The sequence below is a fragment of the Beijerinckia sp. 28-YEA-48 genome (genome assembly GCF_900104955.1).
Classification (GTDB): Bacteria; Pseudomonadota; Alphaproteobacteria; order Rhizobiales; family Beijerinckiaceae; genus Terripilifer.
Genome location: NZ_FNSI01000001.1, coordinates 5007887 through 5026550, shown reverse-complemented (window position 1 = coordinate 5026550; position 18664 = coordinate 5007887). Strand labels below are relative to the sequence as shown.

The following is an 18664-nucleotide window of genomic DNA, read 5'->3' as shown; positions in this document are numbered from 1 at the left end:
TTCCCTTAAAGCGCCCGACAACCGGTTGGAGGGGTTTGACCGGGTCAGGCGCATGAGGAGAAGCCCATGAAGCGCATTGCTCTCGCTTTGGCGCTTGCAGGCTGGACGCTCGCGCCGGCCACGGCCCAAGACAAAGCAGCACAAGACAAAGGAACCCCTGACAAACAGGTCAATCTGAAAGTCTCGCTCTGGGTGCCGACCGCACATCCGCTGTTTGCATCGACCAAGGCTTGGGTCGAGTCGATCGAAAAAGCCTCCAACGGCTCCATCAAAGCGATGATTTTTCCATCCGAGCAACTCGGCAAGGCCTTCGATCATTATGACATGGCGCGTGACGGCATCGCCGATGTCACCTTCATCAATCCAGGCTATCAGCCTGGACGTTTCCCGGTGATCGCCGTCGGCCAGCTGCCGTTCACCTTCGCCGATGCGAGCAAGGGCACCGCCGCGCTCGATTCCTGGTATCGCAAATATGCGCCAGCCGAGATGAAGGACACGAAATTCTGTTTCGCCTTCATGCATGATCCCGGCACATTCCATAGCCAGAAGAAAATCGTGCTGCCCGGCGACATCAAAGGCCTCAAGATCCGCCCCGCGCACAGCACCATCGCCGAAATGGTGACCATGCTCGGCGGCACCAACGTCCAGGCTTCCGCTCCTGAATCCCGCGACATGCTGGAGCGCGGCGTCGCCGACGGCATTTCGTTCGGATGGGGATCGATGTTCCTGTTCGGCATCGAGAAGCACATCAAATATTCGATCGACGCGCCGCTTTACAGCACCATGTTCACCTACAACATCAACCGCCGCACCTATGACAACATGTCAGCGGCGCAGAAGAAGGTGATCGACGATCATTGCAACACGGAATGGGCGGTGAAAACCGCCGAGCCCTGGGCCAAATTCGAGCATGATGGCCTCGCCAAGATGAAAGCCCTACCCGGTCATGAGGTCTATCCGCTGACCACCGCTCAGATCGCCGAATGGCGCCAGACCGTCGAGCCGCTGGCGCAAAAATGGCGAGAGGCCGTCCGCAAGGTCGGCATCGATCCGGATGTGGCGATGAAAGAACTGAAAGACTCTATTGCCAGCAACAATGCTGGTTTCTGAAGTCATCGAAGCGATGGCCACAGGAGAGCTTCGCCCCACGCCGTCATCGATAGCCGTCTTGCATGATCAGGAGCGCTGCCATGCATGACCGGACCAGGACTATATCAATAGTTGCATGGCGTGGCTCTCTTGCTGATCATCGTTCATCGGTAGAAAGACCAACACATTGTCGATTGACCCGGCTCGACACGCGGTTACACTTATCGTCATAGCGTCGAAATATGGTCGGAGGGGTTTGACCAGATGAGGCGTGCGTGAGGAGGGATGGATGAGACGCATTGCTCTCGCATTGGCGGTTGCAGGCTGCGCGCTAGCGCCAGCTATGGCTCAGGACAAGCAAGTCAATTTGAAAGTCTCGCTCTGGGTGCCGACCGCGCATCCGCTCTATCCGTCGACCAAGGCCTGGACCGAATCGATGGAGAAAGCCTCCAACGGTACAATCAAGGCAACACTCTTCCCGGCCGAGCAGCTCGGCAAAGCTTTCGACCATTACGACATGGCTCGTGATGGTATCGCCGACGTAACCTACATCAATCCTGGGTACCAGCCCGGCCGCTTCCCAGTCATCGCCGTCGGCCAGATTCCATTCACCTTCTCCGATGCGGCCAAAGGCACGGCGGCGCTTGATACCTGGTATCGCAAATATGCACCGGCCGAGATGAAGGACACGAAGTTCTGTTTCGCCTTCATGCACGATCCAGGCTCCCTGCACAGCCGCAAGAAAGTGCTCATTCCCGCCGACATCAAGGGCATGAAAATCCGCCCCGCCCACAGCACCATAGCCGAACTGGTGACCATGCTTGGCGGCACCAATGTGCAGGCCTCGGCGCCAGAAGCGCGCGACATGCTGGAACGCGGCGTCGCCGACGGCATCTTCTTCCCGTGGGGATCGATGTTCCTGTTCGGCGTCGAGAAATACACCAAATATTCGATCGACGCGCCGCTCTACACGACCATGTTCACCTACAACATCAACCGTCGCACCTACGACAATATGTCGGCGGCGCAGAAGAAGGTGATCGACGACCACTGCACCACCGAATGGGCGGTGAAATTCGCCACCGCTTGGGGCGAGTTCGAGCATGCCGGCATCGCCAAGATGAAGGCCCTGCCCGACCATGAAGTCACCGCACTGACCCCGGCGCAGCTTGGCGAATGGCGCAAGGCTGTCGAGCCGCTGACGGCGAAGTGGGCTGATGCGGTGCGCAAGATCGGCGTCGATCCCGATGTCGCGATGAAAGAACTGAAGGACTCGATCGCGCGCAACAACGCCGGTCTTTAAGTCTACCGGCGGCGGCCGGCAACGGCCGCCGTTTCCACGACCAGCGATCGGGGTTCGCTTTGCGCAAATATATGGATGGGTTCATCGACACGATCGAGTGGATCGCCGCGATTTTCGTCGCCTGCGTCGTTGCCCTGATCTTCTTTGGCGTCCTGCTCCGCTACTTTTTTTCGTCATCGATTCCCGACGGCTACGATATCGGACGCATGTTGCTTGGCATCCTCATTTTCTGGGGCATTGCCGCCACCAGTTATCGTGGCACCCACATCACCGTCGATCTCGTCTGGAGCGCCGCGAACACGCGCTGGAAGCGCTACATCGATATTTTCGCCACGCTGGTCCTGCTCTTCGTCGTCACGGTGCAGACCTACACCCTGTTCGACAAAGTGGTCGACACCTACCACTCGAACGTCCTCACCTTCGACCTCGGCCTGCCGACCTGGCCGTTCTTCGCCCTCGCCTGGATCGGCGATGTCAGCGCGGTCCTGCTGATCGCCATCCGCACCTATCGACTGATCTTCCATCCCGACGAAGTCCACGATGAAACCGAACTGAAAGTGGCGGACTGATCGCATGAGCACAGACGCCGTCGCCGTCCTCGGCTTTATCGCTCTCTTCACTTTGATGCTGTTGCGGGTTCCCGTCGGCATGGCCATGGGCCTCGTCGGCGTCACCGGTTTCGGCTATCTCACCAATTACGAGACCGCGCTGAAACTCATCGGCCAGACGTCGATGCGCACGGTCACCGATTACACCTTCGGCATCATCCCGATGTTCCTTTTGATGGGCGCTTTCGTCTCGAACGCCGGTATCAGTCGCGAACTGTTTCGAGCGGCCAATGCCTTCGTCGGCCATTGGCGTGGCGGCCTCGGCGTCGCCACGATCGCCGCCTGCGGCGGCTTCGCCGCCATCTGCGGTTCGTCGGTCGCCACCGCCGCCACCTTCTCCGCCGTCGCCTATCCGGAAATGCGCCGGCACAACTATCCCAAGAGCTTTGCCGCCGGTGTCATCGCCGCCGGCGGCACGCTCGGTGTGATGATCCCACCCTCCACCGTGCTGGCGGTCTACGGCATCATCACCCAGCAGGACATCGGCAAGCTGTTCATTGCCGGCATTCTGCCCGGCCTGCTTGAAATCTGCGTTCTCATCGCCACGGTGGTTCTGATCGGCTATTTCAAGCCGAACTTCCTACCCACCGTGCCGCGCACGACGACAAAGGAAAGGCTGCAGGCGCTGCGCGACGTCTGGGCGCCGCTCCTGTTGTTCATCTTTGTCATCGGTGGTCTTTACGGCGGCATCTTCACGCCGACCGAAGCCGGCGGCATGGGCGCGGGCGGCGCCTTCATCATCGGCTTCCTGCGCGGCCGCCTCGGCAAGGCCGAAATCAAGAAATCGCTGCTGGACGCGACACGCACCGCCGCCGCCGTGTTCACGGTTCTGATCGGCGCGCTGCTCTTTGGCTATTTCCTGACCATCACCCAGGTGCCGCAGAAGGTCACCGAATTTCTCACCGGCCTCGGTGTCGGCCCCTACGGCGTGCTGATCCTGATCCTGATCATGTACATCATCCTTGGCTGTCTGATGGACGCCATGGCGATGATCATCCTGACGGTGCCGATCGTCTTCCCGGTGATCACGGAGCTCGGCTTCAGCCCGATCTGGTTCGGCGTCGTCATTGTCATGACCGTCGAACTCGGCCTCATTCATCCGCCTGTCGGCATGAATGTCTTCGTCATCAAAAGCATGGTGCCGGAACTCGACTTCTCGACAATTTTCAGGGGCGTCATTCCCTTCCTCTTCGCCCTGCTCTTCACATTGCTCATCATCATCGTCTTTCCGGGGCTGGTGACTTTCCTGCCTTCGCGCATGTGAGGCGAGAGCGTGGCCATCGACATCAATCTGGAGCATGTCTGCGACATCAGCGTCGAAGTCGCCAAGCCGCTTGAGATCGGCGACACGGGCCTGGGCGAACGGCGCATCATCGACATCACCGGCGGGCGTATCACGGGGCCACACCTCAACGGCCGCGTCCGCCCCGGCGCCGATTTCCAGATCATCAGGCCCAACGGCCTCACCGTGCTGCACGCCCGCTATGTCATCGAGGCCGACGACGGCGCGCTCATCTATATCGAGAACGACGGCATCCGCTTCGGCCCGAAGGATGCGCTCGACAAACTCAAGCGCGGCGAGCCGGTCGATCCCGCGTTGATCTATTTCCGCTCAGTGCCACGCTTCGAGACCGCGAGCCCCGCCCACGCCTGGCTGATGCACTCGATCTTCGTCTGCTCGGGGGTGAGGACGCCGCGCACGGTGGAGTTGAGCGTCTATCGGCTGGCGTAAAACAGCCGCTCACCGTCAACTATAGTTGACATTCTCGCCGTATTTGTCTACTATGGTTGACGATGATTGAGGTTCGCCAAACCGCTGCTTTCGCCGATTGGTTTGCGGGTCTACGCGACTTGAATGCCAGGGCTCGCATCCTCATCCGGATCAAGCGGCTAGAAATCGGCAACCCTGGCGATGTGAAGCCGGTTGGCGAAGGCATCAGCGAGATGCGGCTCGACTATGGCCCAGGGTACCGGGTCTATTTTGTTCGGCACGGCAACACTGTCGTCGTGTTGCTCTGCGGCGGCGATAAGCGAACGCAAGCGCGCGACATTGCGGCGGCGAAAGCTATGGCCAAGGAGTTATGACAATGCCCCTCGAAACCAAGAAGTTTGATCTTCAAGAGCACCTGCGCACCCCGCAGGAGCAAGCCGCCTATATTGATGCGGCGCTCGAAGACGGTGACGCATCGGTGATCGCGTCCGCTCTTGGCGATATTGCCCGCGCCCGTGGCGTCGGCAAATTCGCCGAGGAAATCGGCATCACCCGGGCGGCGATCTACAAAACCTTTGTGCCTGGCGGCAATCCGACGCTCGAAACGCTCGCCAAGGCAACAAAGGCGCTCGGGCTGCGACTAACAGTAAAGCCTGCCGCATAGGGAGATTTCGCATGCTCGATCACATCGGTTTTGCCGTCACCAATTTCGCCGAAGCGAAAGCCTTTTACACCACGGCGCTGGCGCCGCTCGGCCTCACCCTCCTGATGGAGGTGACGAAAGAACAGACTGGCGGCGATGAACACGCCGGCTTTGGCCGCGACAACAAGCCGTTTTTCTGGATCGGCACGAGCGACAAGCCGAAAGGCGGCGTGCATGTCGCGCTCACAACCCCGACACGCGGGCACGTCGATGCGTTTTACGCGGCGGCCATCGCCGCCGGTGGGCGCGACAATGGCAAGCCGGGCCTCAGGCCTCATTACCATCCCAACTATTATGGCGCCTTCGTCTTGGACCGGGACGGCAACAATATCGAAGCCGTCTGTCACGCGCCCGGTTGAGGGATTCTGCCACACGACCTAAAATCGCTGGTGTCTTGACGCCGTCACCATCCAGGCGTACCTCCCGCCTCGGGACACCTCCCCCCAACGGGAGGCGCCCATCTGTAAGGATGGAGATAGCAATGAGCATAAGCATTCCCGGTCGTAAGCCGGCAAACCCGAACTTTTCCTCCGGCCCGTGCGCCAAGCGCCCCGGATGGGCTCTCGAAAATCTGATCGACGCGCCGCTCGGCCGCTCGCACCGCGCCAAGGTCGGCAAGACCAAGCTGAAGCTTGCGATCGATCTCACCCGTGAAATTCTGCAGGTTCCGGCCGATTATCGCATCGGCATCGTGCCCGCCTCCGACACCGGCGCGGTCGAAATGGCCCTGTGGTCGCTGCTCGGCGCCCGCGGCGTCGACATGCTCGCCTGGGAAAGCTTTGGCGAAGGCTGGGTGACCGATGTCGCCAAGCAGCTGAAATTGAAGGATGCCCGCATCCTGAAAGCGCCCTATGGCGAGATTCCCGACCTGAAGACCGTCAATTTCGACAATGACGTGGTTTTCACCTGGAACGGCACCACCTCCGGTGTGCGCGTGCCGAACGCGGATTGGATCCCGGCTGATCGTAAGGGCCTGACCATTTGCGACGCCACCTCGGCCTGTTTCGCCCAGCGCCTCGACTATTCGAAGCTCGATGTGGTGACTTTCTCCTGGCAGAAAGTGCTCGGCGGCGAAGCCGCCCACGGCATGATCATCCTGTCACCCCGCGCTGTTGAGCGGCTGACGACCTATGCCCCGGCTTGGCCGCTGCCGAAGATCTTCCGCATGACTAATGGCGGCAAGCTGATCGAAGGTATTTTCGTCGGCGACACGATCAACACGCCGTCCATGCTCTGCGTCGAAGACTATATCGATGCCCTGCAATGGTCGAAGCTGATCGGCGGCCTCGATGCCCTGGTCGGCCGCGCCGACGCCAATCTGAAGGTCCTTTCGGATTGGGTGGCGAAGACGCCGTGGGTGGATTTCCTGGCCAAATCGGCCGACATCCGCTCCAACACCAGCGTCTGCCTGAAGGTCATCGACCCGACGGTGGCGGCCCTCGCCCCCGAGGCCCAGGCCGCTTTCGTCAAGGAAATGGTCGCCCTCATCGAGAAGGAAAAGGCAGCTTTCGACATCGACGGCTACCGCGATGCGCCTCCGGGCCTGCGCGTGTGGTGCGGCGCGACGGTTGAATCCGCTGACGTCACGGTGCTGACCGAATGGCTCGACTGGGCCTTCGCCCAGGCGCACGCCAAAGTCGCCAATCCGGTCTGATCCTGCTCCGGATGGGGCAACCCATCCGGATGTTTTTCGCGACGGCCGTTGTGCGGCCGCGCAATCCCCCAATTCATCGTGAGGACTTCACCATGGCTCCACGCGTCCTGATTTCCGATGCGCTTTCCCCCGCCGCCGTTCAGATCTTCAAGGATCAAGGCGTCGAAACCGATTTCCAGCCGAACCTCGGCAAGGACAAAGAAAAACTTGCCGAGATCATCGGCAATTACGATGGCCTCGCCATCCGCTCCAACACCAAGGTCACCGCCAAACTGTTGGAAAAGGCGACCCGCCTGAAGGTGATCGGCCGCGCCGGCATCGGCGTCGACAATGTCGACATTCCCGCCGCCACCGCCAAGGGCATCATCGTGATGAACACGCCCTTCGGCAATTCGATCACGACCGCCGAACATGCCATCGCCATGATGTTCGCGATCGCCCGTGAAATCCCCGCCGCCGACGTCTCGACTCAGGCCGGCAAGTGGGAAAAGAACCGCTTCATGGGCGTCGAAATCACCGCCAAGACACTGGGCATCATCGGCTGCGGCAACATCGGCTCGATCGTCGCCACCCGCGCCAACGGCCTGCAGATGCGCGTCATCGCGTTTGATCCGTTCCTGACGCCGGAGCGCGCCAAGGAACTGGGCGTCGAGAAGGTCGAACTCGAAGACCTGCTCGCCCGTGCTGATTTCATCACCCTGCACACGCCGCTGACGCCGCAGACCAAGGGCATCATCTCGACCGAAAACCTCGCCAAGACCAAGAAGGGCGTGCGCATCATCAACTGCGCCCGTGGCGAGCTTGTCGACGAAAACGCCATGCGCGCCGCGCTGGAATCGGGCCATGTCGCGGGCGGCGCCTTCGACGTGTTCTCGGAAGAGCCGGCGACCAAGAACGTCCTCTTCGGCCTGCCCAACGTGGTCTGCACGCCGCATCTTGGCGCTTCGACCACGGAAGCGCAGGAGAATGTGGCGTTGCAGGTGGCCGAACAGATGTCCGACTATCTGATGCGCGGCGCCATCTCCAATGCGCTGAACTTCCCCTCGATCACCGCAGCCGAAGCGCCGAAGCTGACGCCCTTCGTCGCGCTTGCCGAAAAACTCGGCTCCTTCGCCGGCCAGCTGACCGAGAGCGAAGTGCGCAAGGTGACGATCACCTATGAAGGCAATGTCGCCGAACTGAAGACCAAGGCGCTCACCGCCGCGGCCATCGCCGGCTTCCTGCGGCCGATGCTGTCGGACGTGAACGTGGTTTCGGCGCCGATCGTCGCCAAGGAACGCGGCATCGTCATCGACGAAGTCACCCGCGCCGCCGAAGGCGACTATGAATCGCTGATCACCTTCTCGGTGACCACCGACAAGCAGGAACGCGCCATCGCCGGCACTGTCTTCCAGGACGGCAAGCCGCGCATCCTGTCGATCAAGGGCATCAAGGTCGACGCGGAATTCTCGCCGACGATGATCTACATCACCAACGAGGATAAGCCGGGCTTCATCGGCCGCTTCGCCGGCGAACTCGGCGACGCCAAGGTCAATATCGCCACCTTCGCGCTGGGCCGCGACAAGCCGGGTGGCTCGGCCATCGCGCTGGTCGAGGTGGACGGCGACGTGCCGCCGGCGACCCTGGACAAGATCCAGGCGCTGCCAGGCGTCAAGCAGGCCAAAACCCTGCGGTTCTGATCGGCGGACCAACCGCCTCATCTGTCACAGCTTTAAGGCCCCGGCTCGCCAGAACCGGGGCCTTTTGATTATGAGACGGCGCGTTTTTCGCCCGAAAACGCTATAGGCTATCGCTTCAGCGAATCGGGCAACGGCATGATCGGCAAGCTCAAAGGTCTCATCGACAGCTACGGCGAGGATTTCGTCATCCTCGACGTCAACGGCGTCGGCTATGTGGTGCAGTGTTCGACCAGAACCCTGCAGAAGTTGCCGCGCGTCGGCGAAGCCGCAGCGCTCGCCATCGAAACCCAGGTCCGCGAAGACGCCATCCGCCTGTTCGGCTTCTCGTCCGACTCCGAACGCGACTGGTTCCGCCTCCTGCAAACGGTTCAAGGCGTCGGCTCCAAAGTCGCCCTGGCAATCCTCGGCATTCTCAGCCCCGGCGAACTGGCGACCGCGCTCGGCACCCAGGACAAATCCATGGTCGCCCGCGCCCCCGGCGTCGGCCCCAAACTGGCGGCCCGCATCGTCGCCGAATTGAAGGACAAGGCCCCGGTCTTCGGCCATGTCGATCCGGCCGTGGCCAGGCTGTCCGGCGCCGAGGAAGCGACGAGCGCGCCCAAGCCGGTGCAGGACGCCATTTCCGCCCTGGTCAATCTCGGCTACGGCCGGCCGCAGGCCGCCGTCGCAGTCGCCGCCAGCGTCAGAGCCCTGGGCGAAACGGCTGAAACCAGCGCCCTGATCCGCCGGGGTCTGAAGGAATTGGCGCAGTAATCGAGTGATTTAAAGGAATAGTACGCTGACCACTCCGCCCCGCCGCCTCATCTCGCCGGAAAAGCGCGACGACGACACGGATACGTCGATCCGGCCGCTGTCGCTCGATGATTTCACCGGCCAGGAAGCGGCGCGCAAGAATCTGCGCGTCTTCATTGAGGCGGCCAAGGCCCGCGGTGAAGCCCTCGATCATGTGCTGTTCGTCGGCCCCCCCGGCCTTGGCAAGACGACCTTGGCGCAGATCGTGGCCCGCGAGCTCGGCGTCAATTTCCGCTCGACCTCCGGCCCGGTGATCGCCAAGGCCGGCGATCTCGCCGCGCAGCTCACCAATCTCGAAGAAGGCGACGTTCTGTTCATCGACGAGATCCATCGGCTCAGCCCGGCCGTCGAGGAAATCCTCTATCCGGCGATGGAGGATTTCCAGCTCGACCTCATCATCGGCGAGGGGCCGGCGGCGCGTTCGGTGAAGATCGACCTGTCGAAATTCACCCTGGTCGGCGCCACCACCCGCGCCGGCCTGCTGACCACGCCGTTGCGCGACCGCTTCGGCATTCCGGTGCGACTGAATTTCTACACCGTGCCCGAGCTTGAAAGCATCGTGCGGCGCGGCGCCCGCGTGCTCGGCATGAATATGAGCGAGGACGGCGCCAACGAGATCGCGCGCCGGGCGCGCGGCACACCACGTATCGCCGGCCGCCTGCTGCGCCGGGTACGCGATTTCGCCATCGTCGACAATGAAGCGGTCGTCACCCGTACGGTGGCCGACCGGGCGCTGCGCCTGCTCGATGTCGACGCCATTGGCCTCGACCAGATGGATCGGCGCTATTTAACCTTGATTGCCGAAAATTTCGGCGGCGGCCCGGTCGGCATCGAGACCATCGCGGCGGCGCTGTCGGAACCGCGCGACGCCATCGAAGACATTATCGAGCCGTATTTGCTGCAGCAGGGCTTCCTGCAGCGCACCCCACGCGGCCGCCTCCTCACCACCAACGCCTTCAAACATCTGGGCCTTGCCGAACCCAGGCGGGAGGTGCCGCAATTTGGCCTGTTTGACGATGAAGAAGATTAGGCCAAGTTCTCTTATCCCGCTTGCTCCTCCTTCCATCCGCCCCGGAGCTTGATGCTCGCCTGATGGTTACGCGCCGCGCCTTCCTCCGTCTTCTCTCCGGCCTTGTCGCGGCCGGCGCAGCGACGTCCGCTTACGGCATCGTCATCGAGCCGCTCTACCGGTTGCAGGTGACGCGCTATGCGCTGAAGCCGCGCAACTGGCCGGCCGATCTCAATCTGCGCCTCGCCATCGTCGCCGATATCCATGCCTGCTCGCCGTGGATGACGGCCGAACGCGTCGCCGGCATTGTCGCGCGCACCAATGCGATGAATGCCGATATGATTCTTTTGCTTGGCGACTATATCGCCGGCCACAAATACCAGACGCCGATCCCGCCGCATGAATGGGCCCAGGCGCTGCAGGCTTTACATGCGCCATTAGGCGTTCATGCGGTCCTCGGCAATCACGACTGGTGGCAGGACCGGGCGGCGATGAAGCGCAGCAAAGGCCCGACGATCGCCGGCCAGGCGCTCGAAGATGTCGGCATCAAGGTCTATGAAAACGACGTCGCGCGGTTTGAAAAAGACGGCAAGCCATTCTGGCTCGCGGGGCTTGGCGATCAAGTCGCTTTCGTTGCCCAGCGCGGCTGGCGCAATCCACACCACGGCATCGACGATCTTCCCGGCACGTTAGCGAAGATCACCGACGATGCGCCCATCATCCTGATGGCGCATGAGCCGGACATTTTTCCGAAAGTGCCCGATCGCGTATCCCTCACCCTCTCGGGCCATACCCATGGCGGCCAGATCCGCATCTTCGGCTATGCGCCTGTGGTGCCCTCGCACTATGGCCGACGCTTCGTCTACGGCCATGTCAACGAAGGCGGCCGCGATCTCATCATCTCCGGCGGCCTTGGCTGCTCGATCCTTCCCGTGCGCATCGGCTCGCCGCCAGAGATCGTCGTCGTCGATCTCGGCCAGCCGACGCAACCGCTGACGACCTCGCGCGCATGAACCAGCACCCGCCGCATCTTCTGCCGCTGCGTGTCTATTACGAGGACACGGATTTTTCTGGCGCCGTCTATCACGCCAATTATCTGCGCTTCATGGAACGCGGCCGCACCGAATATCTGCGCCAGGCCGGCATTCATCAGCACGAGGTTTTCGCCGGCCTGCATGGCGAAGCCTTCGGCTTCGTCGTGCATCGGATGAACATCGAATTCCGCCGCCCCGCGCGAATGGACGATCTCCTGACGGTGGAAACAACAGCCCGCGAGATTCGCGGCGCGGCGATCGATCTGGCGCAACGCGTGCTGCGCGGCGACGAAGTGCTGGCCACCGCCGACGTGCGCGTCGCCTGCGTGATCAACGGCCGCGCCGCGCGCTTACCAGCCTGGGTGCGCGAGCGCCTCGCGTAAGGTGCGTTAACGCACATCCTCGCAGCGTTCATGCACGTCGGTCCGTCATGTGATCGCCGCCCGATCGCGTCGTTTTACCGCCGTGAATTCAACGTAATTGTTGGCAGAAATCGCACCGCCGCCGGGGCTGGCTGCTCACCTTCAAGCCCCATTGGGAGACATCCATGGAGACACCCTTGCGACCGCAGACCCTTGCCTTCGCCGCAGCCTCCACATCCTTTCGCAACAGCTCTATTCTCACCATCGTTTCATTGCCCGCTTTGCTCGCCGCAGCGCCAGCCTTCGCCGCCTCTTTCGAGGTCGCGTCCAAGATCGATGCGGTCACCGTCTATCCCGATGCCGCCAGCGTCATTCGCCACGCCAGCATCGAACTGCCCGCCGGCACACATACCCTGGTGTTTCGCGGCCTGCCGATGAACCTCGACCCAGCCTCGCTGCGCATCGAAGGTGAGTCCGACGGTAAACTGTCGATCGGCTCGGTCGAATCGCGCATCGCGCCGGCCGACAATGCCCAGGCGGATTCCGCCATCGCCGAGCAATTGCGCAAGCTGCGCAACGATCGCGACATCAAGCAAACAATGATCGACACGCTCAATGCCAAGCGCGACATGATCAGCCGCTATGCGCAAGCCTCGCCGGAGAAACTTGGCGGCGACAGCGCGCCGCTCGAAATCGACAAATGGAATGCCGCCTGGGACGTAGTCGGTGGCGCCATGGGCAAGATCAACGAAGAATTGCGTGTCGCCCGCAACGATCTGCGGGATCTCGACGACAAGATCAAGACGGTGGAGAATTCAACCCGCGCACCCGACAACCGCACACGGCCGCTGCGCGAAGTGACCGTCGAGCTCGAAGCCGGCAGCGCGTTGAAAGGCAGGATGCTCCTCACCTATCGCGTCAACGGCGCGAGTTGGCGTCCGATCTACGACGCGCAGCTGACCACCGATGCGAAGGGCGGCAAGGCGTCGCTCGATCTGGTGCGCCGCGCGCTGATCTCGCAACGCACCGGCGAAGATTGGAAAGGCGTGACGCTTTCGGTCTCGACCGCGCGCGTCAATCGCGGCACCCGTGCGCCCGACATGCAGACCCAACGCCTGGCCTTCTGGGAACCGCCGGTGATCATGTCGCGCTCGGCTGCCCCCGCGCCGCCACGAGCCAAATTGAATGCGCCGGTTCAAGCCGAAGCCCAGCAATCGTCGGATGAGGCGCGCTTCAAAAAGGCCGAGGAGGTGGAGTCCAATCTTGAGACCGGCGCTTTCGAAGCCGCCTTCCGCGTGCCAGGCCGCATCGACATTCAAGGCGATGGCGGCCAGCGCGCGCTGCGCATCGGCAGCAAGACCGTGGCAGCCGATGTTTTGATCCGCACCACGCCGGCGCTGGACCAGAGCGCCTACCTCGATGTCAGTTTCGTCAACGAGGATGAGGCGCCGCTCCTGCCCGGCGAAGTCGCACTGCAACGCGACGGCGCCTTTGTCGGACGCGGCCAGTTCAACCTGATCGCGCAAGGGGAAACGACACGTCTGGGCTTTGGCGTCGATGACCGGGTCAAGGTTTCGCGCGTGCCCGTGCGCCGGCGCGAGAACGAGCCCTCCTGGCTCGGTTCGACCAAGCTGGAAATGCGTGAGTTCAGAACCATAGTGAAGAACCTGCACGATTTCCCCGTGAAAGTGAGCGTCATCGATCAGATGCCGATCTCGGAGAATTCGGCCATCGTCATCGAACAGCTCGCGGCCACGACACCGCCCACCGACAAGATCGTCGAGGACCGGCGCGGCGTCATGGGCTGGACCTTCGATCTCGCGCCCACGGCCAGCAAGGAGATCAAACTGGCCTATCGCATGAAATGGCCGGCCGACCGGGCTGTCGCCTTCGAAACCGTGCCCAACCCACCAGGGCAATCGTCACAACCCATGCGCTAGCTGCATTCCACAGTCGATCTGTGATGAAAGCCGGGGCCTTGCGGGCCTCGGCTTTTTTTCCGTAGATTTCCTCCGGTTTCATTGAGGGGACGAGGAAGCGGAATGAGTGCCGAGACCACCGTCAAGAATCTGCTCGCAATCGCCGGTATCGAGATCAACGGCAACAAACCCTGGGACATCAAGGTTCACGACGACCGGTTCTATGCCCGATCGGTCGCGCAAGGGTCGCTCGGCTTCGGCGAATCCTACATGGACGGCTGGTGGGACTGCGAGAAGCTCGACCAGCTGTTTGACCGATTGGTCGGCTCCCGCCTATCGGAGAAAATCCCGTTCAATTTCAAAACCGCGTGGCTGGTGCTGGTCTCCAAGATCCAGAACCGACAGAACATGAAGCGCGCCTTCATCGCCGCCGACGTGCATTATGACCTGCCCGTCCAAATCTTCGAAGCCACCTTCGACAAGCGCCTCACCGGCAGCTGCGGTTATTGGAAAGAGGCCAAGGATCTCGACGCCTGCCAGGATGCCAAGCTCGATCTGATCTGCCGCAAGATCGGCCTCAAGCAAGGTCAACGCGTCTTCGACATCGGCTGCGGCTGGGGCGCCTTCATGGGCTTCGCGGCGGAGAAATACGGCGCGCACTGCGAGGGCGTTACCGTATCGAAGGAACAGGTGGCCTATGCGATGAACCGCTATGCCAACCTGTCGGTCAAATCGACCTTGATGGATTATCGCAACGCCACGGGCGGCCCCTACGATCATCTCGTCTCGATGGGCATGTTCGAACATGTCGGCTCGAAAAACTACCGCGCCTATTTCGAAACGGCGCGCCGACTGATCAAGGAAGACGGGCTGTTCTGCCTGCACACGATCTGGGGCAACGAACCAGAGCCGGCCATCGACCCCTGGATCGACAAATATATCTTCCCCAACGGCGTGCTGCCGACAGTCGGCCAGGTGACGAGCGCCGTGCACCAACTCTTCGTCGTCGAGGACGTGCACAATTTCGGGCCCTATTACGATCTCACCTTGATGGCCTGGAACGACAAGTTCCAAAGCCATCGCGCCGACATGGCACGCGACTACGGCGAACGCTTCTGCCGCATGTGGGAGTATTATCTGTTGTGCTGCGCCGGTGGCTTCCGCTCGCGCGGGATCAGCGTCGGCCAGTTTGTCCTGTCACCGCACGGCGTTCGCGAAGGCTATACAGCGGTGCGCTGATCAAGCATGATTGTCTCGATCATGTACCGGATTATCGTCAAAGGCCTGTTGGATGCAAAGTCACTTGAATGAATGACATCCCAAGCCTGACAGACATACGCGCCGCAGAGGCGCGTATTCGGCCGACCCTCGCACCAACCCCGTTCCTGCATTCGCGCACCCTGTCGGATATCCTCGGCTGCGAACTGTGGCTGAAGTTCGAGAACCTCAATTTCACCGCCTCGTTCAAGGAACGCGGCGCCCTGAACAAGCTCCTGCAGCTGACGCCAGAGGAGCGGGAGCGAGGCGTCGTCGCCGTCTCCGCCGGCAATCATGCTTTGGGCCTCGCCTACCATGCACGCCGCGTCGGCGTGAAGGCCGTCATCGTCATGCCCGAGACGGCGCCGGCGGTGAAAGTGATGGGCGTGCGCGACTGTGGCGCCGAAGTGATTCTGCACGGCAAGACCTTCGCCGATGCCGCCGAGCGCATTCCAGCCTTGATCGCCGAGCGCGGCCTCGTTCTGGTTCATCCCTTTGACGATGCGGCGGTCATCGCCGGCCAGGGCACCGTGGGTTTGGAGATGCTCGCCCAAGTCTCGGCAGCCGGCGCGCCGCCGCTCGATCTGCTCGTCATCCCCGTTGGCGGCGGCGGCCTCATCGGTGGCATCGCCACGGTCGCGAAAGCCTTGCAGCCCAATATCAAGGTTATCGGCGTCCAGACAGAGCTTTACTCCGGCATGGCCCAGGTTCTCGACACCGCGAGAATCATGAGCACAGGCGGCCCTTCGCTCGCTGAAGGCATCGCGGTGAAGGAGCCCGGCTTGCTGACGCGCGAGATCGTGCGCCGTCATGTCGACGACATGCTCGTCGTGTCCGAGCCCAAGATCGAGGATGCCGTGGTGCTGCTGCTTGAAGTGGAAAAAACCCTCACCGAAGGCGCAGGGGCTGCCGGTATCGCCGCGATCAGCTCTTATCCGAATCGGTTCAAGGGCAAGAGGGTCGGCACGGTCTTGTGCGGCGGCAACATCGACATGCAATTGCTGTCGACGATCTTGCAGCGCTCTCTCGTGCGACGCGGCCGGCTCGTCCGCTTCACCGTGACAACATTAGACGCGGCCGGCCAGCTCGCCGACATCGCCGCGATCATCGCTCACCACGGCGGCAATATCGTCGAGGTCTGGCATGATCGCGTCTTTGGCTCGCCACTGGCCAAGACCACGGCGATCGACATCGAGTTCGAACTGCAAAACCCGCAGGCGCGTCAACTGATCGAAGCCGATCTGCGCGCCCATGGCATGGGTGTGGTCTGGCGGCATAGCCCTGTGTAGGCTCTCTCTCGGTGTCATCCCCGACGCCGCAGACGATCCGGGATCCAGGGCGAGCGGTAGAGCCTTCGATCACGCTTCACGTTTCAACGCATCGAGACACGCAGCATTCGTCACGCGCTCCTGGCTCCCGGATCACTTGCCTCGCAAGTGTCCGGGATGACACCGAGGACAAACCCTCACTGCTTCTCGATCTTCGCCAACGCGATATATTTGCCCCAGGCGTCAAGCTCGCTGGCGATCAGCGTGCGCAGATCGTCAGGGCCGCCGGCCCAGGTCTCGGTGGCGAGCTTGCCCATGAAATCTTTCGTGTCCTGGCTGTTGGTGATCTCGCCAAACCAGCCCGACAGTTTGTCGACGATCGGCTTCGGCGTGCCAGCCGAGACGACAACGCCCCACCATGGCGTCAGATTGAAGGACGGAAAGCCGGATTCGGCCAGGGTCGGCACGTTGGGTAGAGCAGAGGACCGTACCGTCGACGTCACGGCAATTGGCTTCACCCGCCCTGCATGGGCCATGCCCGCCACCCAGGTGGCGTCATAAGCGGCGAAGTCGAATTCGTCGGCCAACAAGCCGCGCATCGCATCGGCGACCGCATTGTAGTTGATCCGCTCGACCTGCACGCCGGCCATCTGCGCATAGAGTTCGGCGGTGATCACAGCCGTGTTGGTGCTGGCGCCATAGCGCGCCTTGGGGCCCTTTGATTTCAGCACGGCCGTCAGATCGGCAATGTTATTGATGGGTGAATCCGGTTTGACGATCATGACGAAAGGCACGCGGGCGAGGCGCGCCACCGGCTCGAAACTCTTGATCGGATCGAAGGCGACATCCTTGAACAGATGCGGCGCCGAGGCCAAAGTGGCATTGCCCGGCGTAATCATGATCGTATAGCCATCTGGCTTGGACGTGGCGGCGATCTGCGTCGCGATATTGCCAGCGGCGCCTGGCTTGTTGTCGACCACCACCGGCTGGCCCGACAATTTCGACAGACGATCGCTGTAGAAGCGCACGACGATATCGGCGCCCGAGCCGGGCCCGAAGTTGCACAATGAGCGGATGGCGCGGGTGGGATAATCCTGCTGGGCCATCGCCGGCCACGCGGCCGATCCCAACAGACCCAGGCCCATGCCTCGAGCGATGCCTTGGGCAATGCCTTGGCTGACACGTCGGCGCGTGATGTCCATTCTTCCCTCCCCAATGTTTCGCTTCGGCTTTGTCACATGCCGCCCGCTGTTCTGGCGGAGCAGACGTGCGCAGAACGCAGTTTGGTTTGCAGATGAACTGTGCCAAGAACTGAACATATGTTCAAGAACGCCGACGGGGAAACCCGCCCTCCCATATCGAAAGGTCTGCTCGCCGGCTGCTGGTCCAATCCTTGGCTATTGATGGTGCTCACCACCCTGGCGTGGGCAAGCAATGTCATCCTCTCGCGAATGGCCGTTGGCGAGCTTCCACCGATGTTTTTCGCCGGCATGCGCTGGCCGATCGCCGCCGCCTTGGTGCTGCCGTTTGTCTGGCGCCCGTTCATCCGCGCCTTGCCGATCATGCGGCAGCGTTGGTTGTACCTGCTGCTGATGGGCGGCATGGGTTTCACGATCTTCAGCGCGCTCTTCTATGTGGCGGGCGCCTATACCACCGGCGTCAATTTCTCCATTCTGCTGGCGACGAACCCGGTCCTTACCGTCACCATCGCTTGGATCGCTTACCGCTCGCGCATGCCTCTCATCTTCCTGCTCGGCCTGGCGATGACCTTCCTCGGTGCGCTGCTCATCGCCACCCACGGCGATATAACCCGCCTCCAGGAATTTCAGTTCAACCGCGGCGACCTGATCGTCCTCGCCGGCTGCTTTATCTATGCGTCGTTCACGGTGGCGTTGCGCCAACGCCCGCTCATGCACCCGCTGGTCTTTTTCATCGCCCTGTGCATCTCCGGCACTTTGGTCGGCTTCGTCTTGCTCTATGCCGAATGGTCGCTCGGCTATTTCTTCTGGCCGACCCCCAAGGGCTGGATGATTTTCCTTTATTCCATCGCCTTTCCCACCATTCTGTCGCAAGTTTTCTACATTCGCAGTGTCGAATTGATCGGGCCGCAGCGCACCGGCCTGTTCTACAATCTCGTCCCGGTCTTCGGCGCGCTGATGTCGGTCGTCGTGCTGGGCGAACCCTTCGTCGCCTATCATGGCGCTGCTTTGGTGCTGGTGCTGGGCGGCATCGCCATCGCCGAAACCTTCCGCGCCAAACCTCAAAGCGCGACCTAG

Annotated in this window: 19 protein-coding genes; 18 read left to right on the top strand and 1 reads right to left on the bottom strand. The window is 61.8% G+C overall.

Annotated elements, in window-relative coordinates; genetic code table 11:
• Positions 1-66: 66 nt before the first annotated feature.
• The 17 genes from BLW50_RS23565 (at position 67) to BLW50_RS23485 (ending at position 16409) form a co-directional block, all read left to right on the top strand.
• Entirely contained in the window at positions 67-1110 is a 1044-nt protein-coding gene (locus BLW50_RS23565; protein ID WP_090707253.1) for a TRAP transporter substrate-binding protein, read from the top strand.
• A gap of 268 nt (positions 1111-1378) precedes the next feature.
• Positions 1379-2392, top strand: coding sequence for a TRAP transporter substrate-binding protein (locus BLW50_RS23560; RefSeq protein ID WP_090707250.1), 1014 nt, complete (start codon positions 1379-1381; stop codon positions 2390-2392).
• A gap of 71 nt (positions 2393-2463) precedes the next feature.
• Positions 2464-2961, top strand: a complete 498-nt coding sequence (locus BLW50_RS23555; RefSeq protein ID WP_090707247.1) for a TRAP transporter small permease — start codon at positions 2464-2466, stop codon at positions 2959-2961.
• 4 nt (positions 2962-2965) lie between these two features.
• On the top strand, positions 2966-4264 hold the full coding sequence (locus BLW50_RS23550) for a TRAP transporter large permease (RefSeq protein WP_090707244.1): 1299 nt from the start codon (positions 2966-2968) through the stop codon (positions 4262-4264).
• A 21-nt stretch (positions 4265-4285) separates the two neighbouring features.
• The gene (locus BLW50_RS23545) at positions 4286-4732 is read left to right on the top strand and encodes a DUF3237 domain-containing protein (protein WP_244544490.1); all 447 of its coding nucleotides are present in this window, start codon (positions 4286-4288) and stop codon (positions 4730-4732) included.
• Between the two features lie 62 nt (positions 4733-4794).
• On the top strand, positions 4795-5085 hold the full coding sequence (locus tag BLW50_RS23540; protein WP_090707241.1) for a type II toxin-antitoxin system RelE/ParE family toxin: 291 nt from the start codon (positions 4795-4797) through the stop codon (positions 5083-5085).
• Between the two features lie 2 nt (positions 5086-5087).
• The gene (locus BLW50_RS23535; RefSeq protein WP_090707238.1) at positions 5088-5375 is read left to right on the top strand and encodes an addiction module antidote protein; all 288 of its coding nucleotides are present in this window, start codon (positions 5088-5090) and stop codon (positions 5373-5375) included.
• An 11-nt stretch (positions 5376-5386) separates the two neighbouring features.
• Positions 5387-5773, top strand: coding sequence for a VOC family protein (locus BLW50_RS23530; RefSeq protein ID WP_090707236.1), 387 nt, complete (start codon positions 5387-5389; stop codon positions 5771-5773).
• A gap of 122 nt (positions 5774-5895) precedes the next feature.
• Positions 5896-7068, top strand: coding sequence for a phosphoserine transaminase (locus BLW50_RS23525; RefSeq protein WP_090707233.1), 1173 nt, complete (start codon positions 5896-5898; stop codon positions 7066-7068).
• Between the two features lie 92 nt (positions 7069-7160).
• Positions 7161-8747: a phosphoglycerate dehydrogenase gene (serA, locus tag BLW50_RS23520; protein ID WP_090709603.1), complete on the top strand. Its 1587-nt coding sequence runs from the start codon at positions 7161-7163 to the stop codon at positions 8745-8747.
• 135 nt (positions 8748-8882) lie between these two features.
• Positions 8883-9500 carry a Holliday junction branch migration protein RuvA gene (gene ruvA, locus BLW50_RS23515; protein ID WP_090707231.1) on the top strand — a complete coding sequence of 206 codons (618 nt, stop codon included), beginning with the start codon at positions 8883-8885 and terminating at the stop codon, positions 9498-9500.
• 25 nt (positions 9501-9525) lie between these two features.
• Positions 9526-10569 (top strand): Holliday junction branch migration DNA helicase RuvB, encoded by a 1044-nt coding sequence (gene ruvB, locus BLW50_RS23510; protein WP_090707228.1) that lies wholly within the window; start codon positions 9526-9528, stop codon positions 10567-10569.
• A gap of 62 nt (positions 10570-10631) precedes the next feature.
• Complete coding sequence (locus BLW50_RS23505; protein ID WP_090707226.1) at positions 10632-11561, top strand: metallophosphoesterase; 930 nt, start codon at positions 10632-10634, stop codon at positions 11559-11561.
• Positions 11558-11965 (top strand): tol-pal system-associated acyl-CoA thioesterase, encoded by a 408-nt coding sequence (gene ybgC, locus BLW50_RS23500; RefSeq protein ID WP_090707223.1) that lies wholly within the window; start codon positions 11558-11560, stop codon positions 11963-11965. Before BLW50_RS23505 ends, ybgC begins: the two co-directional genes overlap by 4 nt.
• Before the next feature lie 164 nt (positions 11966-12129).
• A complete protein-coding gene (locus BLW50_RS23495) occupies positions 12130-13884 on the top strand; it encodes a mucoidy inhibitor MuiA family protein (protein WP_090707220.1) in 1755 nt (584 codons plus the stop codon).
• 102 nt (positions 13885-13986) lie between these two features.
• On the top strand, positions 13987-15102 hold the full coding sequence (cfa, locus tag BLW50_RS23490) for a cyclopropane fatty acyl phospholipid synthase (protein WP_090707218.1): 1116 nt from the start codon (positions 13987-13989) through the stop codon (positions 15100-15102).
• Between the two features lie 68 nt (positions 15103-15170).
• Positions 15171-16409 carry a threonine ammonia-lyase gene (locus BLW50_RS23485; protein WP_090707216.1) on the top strand — a complete coding sequence of 413 codons (1239 nt, stop codon included), beginning with the start codon at positions 15171-15173 and terminating at the stop codon, positions 16407-16409.
• A gap of 176 nt (positions 16410-16585) precedes the next feature.
• On the opposite strand, the gene BLW50_RS23480 is transcribed toward BLW50_RS23485, so the two are convergent.
• The gene (locus BLW50_RS23480; RefSeq protein ID WP_170850321.1) at positions 16586-17590 is read right to left on the bottom strand and encodes a Bug family tripartite tricarboxylate transporter substrate binding protein; all 1005 of its coding nucleotides are present in this window, start codon (positions 17588-17590) and stop codon (positions 16586-16588) included.
• Positions 17591-17707: 117 nt separating this feature from the next.
• Between BLW50_RS23480 and BLW50_RS31130 the strand changes: the two genes are divergently transcribed.
• Entirely contained in the window at positions 17708-18664 is a 957-nt protein-coding gene (locus BLW50_RS31130) for a DMT family transporter (RefSeq protein ID WP_090707210.1), read from the top strand.